The following is a 9372-nucleotide window of genomic DNA, read 5'->3' on the forward strand; positions in this document are numbered from 1 at the left end:
CTTTTCGACGGCGCTCACGGCGGAGTGCTCATTTTGCTCTAAGCATCGGATTCATCCTGAAGCCGCCGCGCACCTTTTTGTCCGATGCTCTGGTTGTCCTTATCGCCAAAGGGTTCGCGACGGTGGCCAGCGACGAATTTGTCGCTCTTGTCGGCGATCATGCGGTCGCGTTCCTTTTCGGCCTTGGAACGACCGTGCAGGGCCCGGTTCTGTTCGGCGACGTGCAGTTTCTCGTCCCGCGCCTTCTGCTTGCGGGCCTGGCGGAGGTTGACGATGTCGGCCATGGCGCGAACCGTGGATTATTTCTTGCGGAAGGCGTCGAGCGAGACCACTTCGGCGCCCTTGGTGGCGGCGTCGGCAGTGGCGGGCTTCTTCTCCGACTCGGCGGCGGCGGCCTTCTTCTCGGCCTTCGGCTTTTTCTCGGAGACGATGGTCAGCGGCTCGGGCGAGGCTTCAGCGGCTAGTTCCTCGGCTGCCAGACCGTCCGTCTTGACGTCGAATTCGAGTTCGAAATTGACCGAAGGATCATAGAAGCCGCGCACGGCCGAGAAGGGGATTTCGAGTTTCTCCGGCACGTCGGAGAAGGACAGGCCGACCTCGAAGCCCGTGTCGRTCACCTTCAGGTCCCAATACTGGAACTGGATGACGATGGTCATCTGCTCCGGATAGCGCTCGCGCAGCCGCGACGACACGCGCACGCCCGGCGCGCCGGTCAGAAAGGTGATGAAGAAGTGGTGGTTGCCGGGGAGGCCGGTGCGCGCGACTTCGGCCAGGACCTTGCGCATGACGCCGCGCAACGCCTCCTGGGCGAGAATGTCGTAGCGGATGTGGTCGTCGGCCATGTGGCGGTCGGGTTCCGTTGAATCGTCCGCATAGCTGTAATCAAGCTTGAGCGCGGCGTAAACCGCATATAGATCACCTCCGCACCGAGACGAGGACTATTGCCGACGATTTGATCGCTCAGGCGCTGGCCAGCGCGGCCTGCTTTTCAACCGATGCGACGGACCGGCGCTTGCCAAACGCACGCAGGAAGGTGCGCACGCCATTGGTCGCCGACTGGAGCACCTGGTCTTCGCGCGGCGTGCCGCCGAGCATGAAGGTCGTTTGCAGTTCGGCATTGACGAGGCCGAGAAACTGACGCGCCGCCACATCGGGATCCTCGATCGCGAGGTAACCGCCATAAGCCAGCCGCGCGAAGCGGGCGGCGATTGCCGGCCAGGTTCTGCCTGGGCCCTGTTCCAGCCATTCTGCAAACAGTTCGGGATAGCGCTCGCCTTCGGTCTGGATCAGCTTGCGCAGGAATTTTCCGTCGCGGTTGCAGATGCAGTTCTGGTTCAAGCGCACGGCAAAGCCGATCAGATCGGCTTCGAGGTCCTTGGGTTGATCGGGGAAGGTGGCGATGGTGGCGAAAATGCCGGTATTGCAGCGCTCGGTCAGATCGCGCACCACGGCGACGAACAATTTTTCCTTGTCGCCATGATGGTTATAGACGGTCTGGCGTGAGACGCCGGCCTCGACCGCGATCAAGTCGATGTTGGCGCCGGCATAACCTTCGCGACAGAAGACTCCAGCTGCGGCGTCGACGATCGATATGCGCTTGGCCTCATGGCCGCGTGGCGGGAAAGTGTCAGGAGAAACGTGCAGCTTCATAGAAATCYATATAGAGGTGATTGACGAATTAGACAAGAGTGTCTAAATTTGTGGACACAATACGAAGAGATTTGGCTCCGGAGAGACGAAGAGAATTCGCTCTTGGAGAGTCGGAATTTCAGGGGATGGAACGTCCTTGGGTTACCCGCCGGCCCGCGGCGGCAACCAGATTCGAAAGAAGCCTTTATCATGAGTCCCAAATTCCTCCGCATCGCGGTCGTGCTCGGCTTGTTGTCCGCCATCGGCCCGTTCGCCATCGACATGTATCTGCCCGCGCTGCCTTCGATCGGCGCGGATCTGCACGCCGGCACCGCCGCCGTGCAGATGAGCCTGTTGATCTTCTTCCTGTCGATGGGTTTTGGCCAAATCGTCGTTGGGCCGATCTCCGACATGGTTGGCCGCAAGCTGCCGCTCTACGGCGGCCTTGCGCTGTTCATGATTGGCGGCATCGGTTCGGCAATGGCGCCGACCATCGAATGGCTGATCGCTTTCCGCTTCCTGCAGGGCCTTGGCGCGAGCGCCGGCATGGCCATTCCACGCGCCATCGTGCGTGACCTGCACACAGGCAATGAGGCTGCCAAGCTGATGTCGCTGCTGATGCTGGTGTTTTCGGTGTCGCCGATCCTGGCGCCGCTGACCGGCAGCCAGATCATCGAGAATTTCGGCTGGCGCGCGGTGTTCTGGACGGTGACGGGTGCGGCAGTGCTTGCCACCATCCTGTTGGCGACTTCGCTCAAGGAGACGCGGCCGGTGGAAGACCGCGCCGGTTCCTCCTTTGCAACCGCGCTTTCCGGTTACCGCTTCCTGATGGGTGATCGCAACTTCCTCGGTCTGGTGGCAATCGCCGGTTTCGGCATTGCGAGCTTCTTCGTCTATCTGTCGAGCTCGTCGTTCATCCTGATCGACCACTACGGGCTTTCGCCTTCGGTCTACAGCGTGTTCTTCTCGATCAATGCGGTCGCCTTCATCGGCATGTCGCAGCTGACGGGTCTGCTGGCCGAGCGCTTCGGGCTGCGGCGCGTTGTGCGTGTCGCAGTGACTGGCTACGCCACGACGATGGTGGTGCTGTTCGCGGTGATGGCCACAGGCATCGACCGGCTCGACGTGATGGCGGCGCTGTTGTTCGTCGGCTACGGCTTCCTCGGCCTGGTTATCCCGACCACCTCCGTGCTGGCCATGGAAGAGCATGGCCAGATCGCCGGCACGGCTTCGGCATTGATGGGCACGCTGCACTTCGCCATCGGTGCGGTGGCCATGGGCGTCGCCGGGGTGTTCTTCGACGGTACGCCGCTGCCGATGGTGGCTGGCATCACGCTCTGTGCGGTCATCTCCTTCACGCTGGCCAAGGTCACGCTCGGCCGCTCGCGCGAAGCTGTTGAGGCGCCGGCGGAATAAACAATTACAATCCACGAAAAGGCCGGGCTCGCCCGGCCTTTTTTATCTCAAACCTGCCTCGGCCAGCACAAATCGCAGCCGGACCTCGATCGGCGCCAATGGCAGCGGGACCAGCTCATAACCCAGTTCCGAATAGACGCCGACCAGCGCATGATAGGTGCGCTCGGCCTCGTCGAGCGTCTGCTTTCTCTCGGCATCCTGCGTGAAGATGTCAGGCCATGGCGGAGCAATGAAGACGCGGCCGGCATAGCGGAAGCGTTCGGCGGCATGCATGACGTGCTCGGGAACGGGCAGGTCGGTCAGGCGCAGATAACCAAGCGTGTCCGGTACGCCGCGATCAAAAAAGACCGGGCCTGAGTGTTCGCACGCGACCTGATGGGAGCGCATCTCCCACGACAGCATCAACTCTGCGAACAGCGCGCGATCGTGCCAGGGCAGGGCGGTCCCGCCTATGGCGGACTGGTCGCGGATGATGGCGCGGCCGGCTTCGACCGCAGTGGCGAAGCCGGCCCGGCGCAAGGCTTCGATCAAAGTGGTCTTGCCGGAGCCGGGACCACCGGTCAGCACGAAGAATCGATCTGAATCGTTTTGCATCTTTTGTCCATGGAGACGGCACGCGGTGCTGCGCCCTTCGCGGCCATGGCGGTGCAAAGGGGCTGATCAGCCGAAGCTGTCGTTGCGCGTGAGGCGTATTGAAAGAGGGGAGAAGTGGAGGTTTCTGTTGCCAGGTACCTCCGAACCCCGCCTAGAAGTGCGAACCTCTAGGACTTGAATTGAAGCTATCGCACCGCATTAAGCAGCGAGACGTGCTTCCGCATAGTTGTCGTTGGCAACTATAAGTTTAGCCCGATGACGGTGGTACAATGCCGGGCAAAAGTACGATCTTTACACCTTCGTCGATCCTATTTCGCCCCCAGCAAAAACCGCCTTGTCTCGGCAGCGGCTTTTGGTGGAGGCGCCGGGTACCGCCCCCGGGTCCGAACGGCTTATTTCATCGCCCATTTATCGCCATAGTCGGTCAAGCCGACAAAACGAATATAGGGGCCGATGGTGGAAAATGAAAGGCCGCAATGGCACTTTGTCCCCATGCCAAAACCGCATTGCCAAGGGTTGACTTGGGCGCGGTCTCAACCGAAGCTTTGCAACGGTGAGGAGTTACCGACCTAGCGCACAGGTTGCAGCAGCGCGCCACAGCCCTCATCGATCAGATTCGTGGCGCCGACGAGGGGAATTCTGATGGCCGACTATCTTGCAGACGTGAAGAAATACGACGCCGCGGCAAGCGCCGACGTGGTCGACAAGATCGTGAAGCATCTGGGCATTGCGCTCAGGAACCGCGATTCCTCGCTGGTGTCCTGCACCGACCCGAAGGAGCTCGACCGCGTCAAGGCCGGCTGGGTGTCAAAAAAGCTTGGCATATCAGACGACAAGAAGGCTGATGCGTCGATCGAAAAGGTCTGCAAGGCGATGGCCGCCGACAACACCAAGAACCGGGTGACTTTCTACTATCTGGTCGCCAAGGACCTGGGCAAACTCGGCTCCCTCTGACGGTCGCGCGACCGACGTTGCAAGAAGGGCGCCGACGTTGCTGCCGGCTTCTTTCTCCCCGTCGCTATACGCGGAGAAATGCCCGGCAGGGCAATGAGGGGCGGCGCAGACGCCTGCAAAAGAGTGATGGAGCAAGCAACGCTTGCGCCGCTTTGTAGTGTTCGGCCTCCTGTCCGTCGGCTATGATGGCAGGACAACCGAATCGAGCCGGAACCGATGCGCCAATATCTTGACCTCTTGCAGCATGTGCTGGACAACGGCGCCGATCGCGGCGACCGCACCGGCACTGGTACGCGCTCCGTGTTTGGCTACCAGATGCGTTTCGATCTGGCGCGCGGCTTTCCCGTCACCACCACCAAGAAGCTGCACTTGAAGTCGATCATCCATGAACTGCTGTGGTTCCTGGCCGGCGACACCAACATCAAATACCTCACCGACCATGGCGTTTCGATCTGGGACGAATGGGCCGACGAGAATCGTGATCTCGGCCCGGTCTACGGCAAGCAATGGCGCTCGTGGCCGGATGGCCATGGCGGTTCCATCGACCAGATAGCAAATCTCTTGAAAGAGATACGCCGCAATCCTCAATCGCGGCGGCTGATCGTTTCAGCCTGGAACCCGGCCGAAGTGGAAGCCATGGCGCTGCCGCCATGCCACTGCCTGTTCCAGTTCTATGTTTCCGAGGGCCGGCTTTCTTGCCAGCTCTACCAGCGCTCCGCCGATATCTTCCTCGGCGTGCCGTTCAACATCGCTTCCTACGCGCTGCTGACGTTGATGGTGGCGCAGGTGACCGGGCTGAAGCCAGGTGATTTCGTTCATACGCTCGGTGACGCGCATCTCTACGCGAACCATTTCGAACAGGCGCGCGAACAATTGCAGCGCACGCCAAGGGCGCTGCCGACAATGTGGATCAATCCGGAGGTGAAGGACCTGTTCGCCTTCCGCTTCGAGGATTTCCGGTTGGAAAACTACGTCGCCGATGCGACTATCAAGGCGCCGATCGCGGTCTAAGTCCCGCCGATCGGCTTACCCTCGAAATCAGGCACCGATCAGTCGATGCCGACCATCACATCCGAAGCCTTGATCACGGCATAGGCCTGCTTGCCCTTTTCGAGCTTAAGATCGGCGACGGCCTCGTTGGTGATCGAAGCGGTGACGACGGCGCCGCCAATGTCGATCCTGACATGCGAGGTGGTGGCTCCCTTGACGATCTCGGTGATCGTTCCCTTGAGGATATTGCGGGCGCTGATCTTCATCGGAGTTTCCTTTTCCAGGGCTTCTTTGCCCGTCTTACCAGAACAATCGATGTCGCACAGGGGTACAGGGCCTTCCCTTGTTATATTCATGCGGATATATCGGTGGCAGGCTTCGAGCCKATCGGATTTCAAACCCAGGGGAGTTTTCCATGACGCGCAAAGGTTTCGGATTGAGAGCGATCGCCATTGGTGGTTTTGCCGCGACGCTGATGGCGGCAGTGCCGGCCGCTCATGCGGAAGACAAGGTGGTGGTGTTTGCCGCGGCCAGCCTCAAGGACGCGCTCGACGCAGTGAACAAGGCATGCGAGGCCGATGTCGGCGAGGCCGCGACTGTCTCCTACGCCGCAAGCTCGGCGCTGGCCAAGCAGATCGAGGGCGGCGCACCTGCCGACGTCTTCATTTCGGCCGACCTCGACTGGATGAAATATCTCTCCGACAAGAAGCTGACCAAGCCGGACACCGAAGTGAAGCTGCTCGGCAACGAGATCGTGCTGGTGGCGCCGAAGGACTCGACGGTTGAAACCAAGATCGAGAAGGGTTTTGGCCTTGCCAAGCTGATTGGCGACGGCAAGCTGGCCATGGGCGACTTCAAGGCTGTGCCGGCCGGCAAATACGGCAAGGCCGCGCTTGAATCGCTCGGTGTCTGGTCGTCGGTCGAAGGCAAAGTGGCGCAGGCCGAGAATGTGCGCGCGGCGCTCAAGCTGGTTTCGACCGGCGAAGCCGCCCTCGGCATCGTCTACGCCACCGACGCGCACGCCGAAAAGGGCGTCAAGGTGGTCGGCACCTTCCCGGAGGATTCGCATCCGCCGATCATCTATCCGGTTGCCCAGACCGCCGATTCGAAGGACAAGGATACGCCGGCTTTCCTGAAATGCCTGCAGTCGGCCAAGGCTGGTGCGCTGTTCAAGGAGCAGGGATTTACTGTCCTGACGCCGAGCAATTGAGGTACGAAACCAACGCATGAACTGGCTGCTGGACCTCACTCCCGACGAATGGAATGCGGTCCGGCTGTCGATCAAGGTGGCGACAGTGGCGATGCTCGCCAGCCTGCCGCCGGGCATATTGATCGCGATGCTGCTTGCCCGAGGACAATTCTGGGGCAAGWCGCTGCTCRACGSCSTSRTCCATMTGCCGCTGATYCTGCCGCCGGTGGTGACGGGCTATCTGCTGCTGCTGACCTTCGGCAAGCGAGGGCCGGCCGGCGCCTTCCTGGCCGAGCATTTTGGCATCGTCTTTTCGTTTCGCTGGACGGGTGCGGCGCTCGCTTGCGGCGTCATGGGCTTTCCCCTGATGGTGCGCGCGATCCGGCTGTCGATCGAGGCGGTTGACCGCAAGATGGAAGCGGCGGCGGGAACGCTCGGCGCAAATCCCTACTGGGTGTTCGCCACCATCACGCTGCCGCTGATCCTGCCCGGATTGATCGCCGGCGCCATCCTGGCTTTTGCCAAGGCGATGGGCGAGTTCGGCGCGACCATCACCTTCGTGTCCAACATCCCCAACGAGACTCAGACACTGCCGTCGGCGATCTATACCTTCACGCAAGTGCCGGGCGGTGACGAAGGCGCGCTCAGGCTGACGCTGATCTCCATTGTCATCTCGATGGCCGCACTGGTCGCTTCGGAGGTGCTGGCACGGCGTGTCGGACGGCGGATGGACATTGAATGACCGTCCTTGTCGACATCAGCCATCGCCTCGGCGATTTCAGCCTCGATGTTCGCTTCGAGAGCGCCGGGCGGCTGACGGCGTTGTTCGGACCCTCCGGGTCCGGCAAGACGACGCTGATCGACATGATCGCCGGGCTGATCCGGCCCGACAAAGGGCGCATCGAGGTCGATGGCCGCGTGCTGGTCGACACCGGCGCTGGCATTTTCGTGCCGAAGCACAAGCGCCGCATCGGCATGGTGTTCCAGGATGCACGCCTGTTTCCGCATATGAGCGTGGCCAGCAATTTGCGCTATGGCCGCTGGTTCTCGCCGGCAACGGAGCGCTACGCCGAGATGGATGCCGTTGTCGAATTGCTCGGCATTGGCCCGCTGCTGGACAGGCGCCCGGCAAAGCTCTCGGGCGGCGAGAAGCAGCGCGTGGCGATCGGCCGGGCGTTGCTGGCCAGCCCCAGATTGCTGCTCATGGACGAACCGCTGGCCTCGCTCGACGAGGCGCGCAAGGCCGAGATCCTGCCCTATGTCGAGCGGCTGCGCGACGAGACGAAAATTCCGATCGTCTATGTCAGCCATTCGGTTGCCGAGGTGGCACGGCTGGCCACCGACGTGGTGACGCTGTCGCAAGGCCATGTCATCGCGAGCGGACCGACCGAGGCGGTGATGCAAAGGCTCGACCTGCTGCCGGCGGAGGAGCGCGCCGAGGGCGGCGCCGTGCTGGACACGAAGGTGCTGCACCATGACGAGGTTTTCGGCATGACCGTGCTCGGCTCGGCCGCCGGCGAGATCCGGGTGCCGCGGCTGGCGATGACGACAGGGGCGCGTGTCCGCATCCGCATCCGCGCCCGCGACGTGATGATCGCAACGGAGAAACCGACAGGCCTCAGCGCGCTCAACATTCTGCCGGGCACCATTGTCGCCATCAGCCCGGGCGAGGGCGCGACAGTCGAGGTCGGCATCGACTGCAACGGCGCAACCGTGCTTGCCCGCATCACCGAGCAGTCGCGGCAGGGGCTGAAGCTTCGGCTCGGCGGCAAGGTTTTCGCGGTGGTCAAGACGGTGAGTTTCGACCGGGCAAACACCGGCGCCGGCCTGCCCGTCGAAGTGGACGGCTGACCATCGCTATGTTTTTTTGGAATAGCGGTATCGCTGAGGAGCTTCTAGTATGGCATCGGGCGTGACCGCGGAGGAGCAAAGATGCCGTCGCTGAGCTTGCGGATAAATCTCGACCCCGACGGGCGCATCGGACCGGGTAAGATCGAGCTTCTCGAGCAGATCGCCGCCTTCGGCTCGATCTCTGCCGCCGCGCGTGGCATGGAAATGTCCTACAAGCACGCCTGGGACCTGGTCGAGGACATGAACCGGGTGTTCGGCAAGCCGCTGGTCGCGGCGCAGACCGGCGGTCGCAAGGGCGGCGGCGCGCAACTGACGGCGGTGGGGCTTGCGGTTGTCAGCCGCTTTCGCGCCATCGAGCGCGCGGCTGCGGCTGCGGCTGCGACGCATATGGAGGCATTGCAGGCTGAAATCGACGCCGGGTGAGAGCTGCCGAGCGGAAGATGGGACGCCCAGTTCACGGCGCCAACCAGAGGCCGACAGCGCGGTGCCAACAACATCATCGCAACGGTTGCTTTGTGCGCTCGCGGGCCAGTTGTCCGGCTCCGGATTCTTGGTTAGAATTGGCACCTCTTGGTTAGACGACACGTTGATGCACAGCAGATCGGCCCCCTGAGCACTCCATACATCGAGGAAACTGAGGCCATGATCTTGGAAACAGCGCAGCACTAGCAACAACTCAACACGAAGAGGCGCTGCGCGATGAGGGTACTGCTTCGGCTTACCTATGTCTGGCGGCTATTGCCTCGCGC

12 protein-coding genes and 1 other RNA gene are annotated in these 9372 nt (G+C 61.9%); 7 read left to right on the top strand and 6 right to left on the bottom strand.

The genetic code is table 11. The annotated features are described in order from the left end of the window. Positions 1-38 precede the first annotated feature (38 nt). The 3 genes from ACXJ7R_RS16990 to ACXJ7R_RS17000 form a co-directional block, all read right to left on the bottom strand. Complete coding sequence (locus ACXJ7R_RS16990; RefSeq protein WP_457152853.1) at positions 39-284, bottom strand: DUF4169 family protein; 246 nt, start codon at positions 282-284, stop codon at positions 39-41. Positions 285-299: 15 nt separating this feature from the next. After that, complete coding sequence (locus ACXJ7R_RS16995; protein ID WP_457152854.1) at positions 300-842, bottom strand: SspB family protein; 543 nt, start codon at positions 840-842, stop codon at positions 300-302. Positions 843-960: 118 nt separating this feature from the next. Beyond that, positions 961-1650, bottom strand: coding sequence for a TetR/AcrR family transcriptional regulator (locus ACXJ7R_RS17000; RefSeq protein ID WP_457152855.1), 690 nt, complete (start codon positions 1648-1650; stop codon positions 961-963). A gap of 189 nt (positions 1651-1839) precedes the next feature. Here ACXJ7R_RS17000 and ACXJ7R_RS17005 point away from each other — a divergent pair, with 189 nt between their 5' ends. Beyond that, positions 1840-3045, top strand: a complete 1206-nt coding sequence (locus ACXJ7R_RS17005; RefSeq protein WP_457152856.1) for a multidrug effflux MFS transporter — start codon at positions 1840-1842, stop codon at positions 3043-3045. 42 nt (positions 3046-3087) lie between these two features. On the opposite strand, the gene ACXJ7R_RS17010 is transcribed toward ACXJ7R_RS17005, so the two are convergent. Together ACXJ7R_RS17010 and ssrA are read right to left on the bottom strand one after the other, a co-directional pair. Next, entirely contained in the window at positions 3088-3639 is a 552-nt protein-coding gene (locus tag ACXJ7R_RS17010) for an AAA family ATPase (protein ID WP_457152857.1), read from the bottom strand. 113 nt (positions 3640-3752) lie between these two features. Next, positions 3753-4112: a transfer-messenger RNA gene (gene ssrA / locus ACXJ7R_RS17015) on the bottom strand. Between the two features lie 169 nt (positions 4113-4281). On the opposite strand from ssrA, the gene ACXJ7R_RS17020 reads away from it, so the two are divergent. Next, positions 4282-4593, top strand: a complete 312-nt coding sequence (locus ACXJ7R_RS17020) for a DUF2853 family protein (RefSeq protein ID WP_095087099.1) — start codon at positions 4282-4284, stop codon at positions 4591-4593. A gap of 216 nt (positions 4594-4809) precedes the next feature. Next, positions 4810-5604, top strand: coding sequence for a thymidylate synthase (locus tag ACXJ7R_RS17025; RefSeq protein ID WP_457152858.1), 795 nt, complete (start codon positions 4810-4812; stop codon positions 5602-5604). A 38-nt stretch (positions 5605-5642) separates the two neighbouring features. Here the strand turns inward: ACXJ7R_RS17025 and ACXJ7R_RS17030 are convergent, their stop codons facing one another. After that, positions 5643-5849 (bottom strand): TOBE domain-containing protein, encoded by a 207-nt coding sequence (locus tag ACXJ7R_RS17030; protein ID WP_095087103.1) that lies wholly within the window; start codon positions 5847-5849, stop codon positions 5643-5645. A gap of 149 nt (positions 5850-5998) precedes the next feature. Between ACXJ7R_RS17030 and modA the strand changes: the two genes are divergently transcribed. The 4 genes from modA to ACXJ7R_RS17050 all read left to right on the top strand — a co-directional run bounded on the left by modA (position 5999) and on the right by ACXJ7R_RS17050 (position 9046). Beyond that, complete coding sequence (gene modA, locus ACXJ7R_RS17035; protein WP_457152859.1) at positions 5999-6793, top strand: molybdate ABC transporter substrate-binding protein; 795 nt, start codon at positions 5999-6001, stop codon at positions 6791-6793. Between the two features lie 16 nt (positions 6794-6809). Then, positions 6810-7514: a molybdate ABC transporter permease subunit gene (gene modB, locus ACXJ7R_RS17040; RefSeq protein ID WP_457152860.1), complete on the top strand. Its 705-nt coding sequence runs from the start codon at positions 6810-6812 to the stop codon at positions 7512-7514. Then, the gene (modC, locus tag ACXJ7R_RS17045; RefSeq protein WP_457152861.1) at positions 7511-8623 is read left to right on the top strand and encodes a molybdenum ABC transporter ATP-binding protein; all 1113 of its coding nucleotides are present in this window, start codon (positions 7511-7513) and stop codon (positions 8621-8623) included. The genes modB and modC overlap by 4 nt, the downstream gene beginning before the upstream one ends. An 81-nt stretch (positions 8624-8704) precedes the next feature. Then, complete coding sequence (locus ACXJ7R_RS17050; protein WP_095087111.1) at positions 8705-9046, top strand: winged helix-turn-helix domain-containing protein; 342 nt, start codon at positions 8705-8707, stop codon at positions 9044-9046. Positions 9047-9372 lie beyond the last annotated feature (326 nt).

Source organism: Mesorhizobium sp. P5_C1, assembly GCF_054049815.1.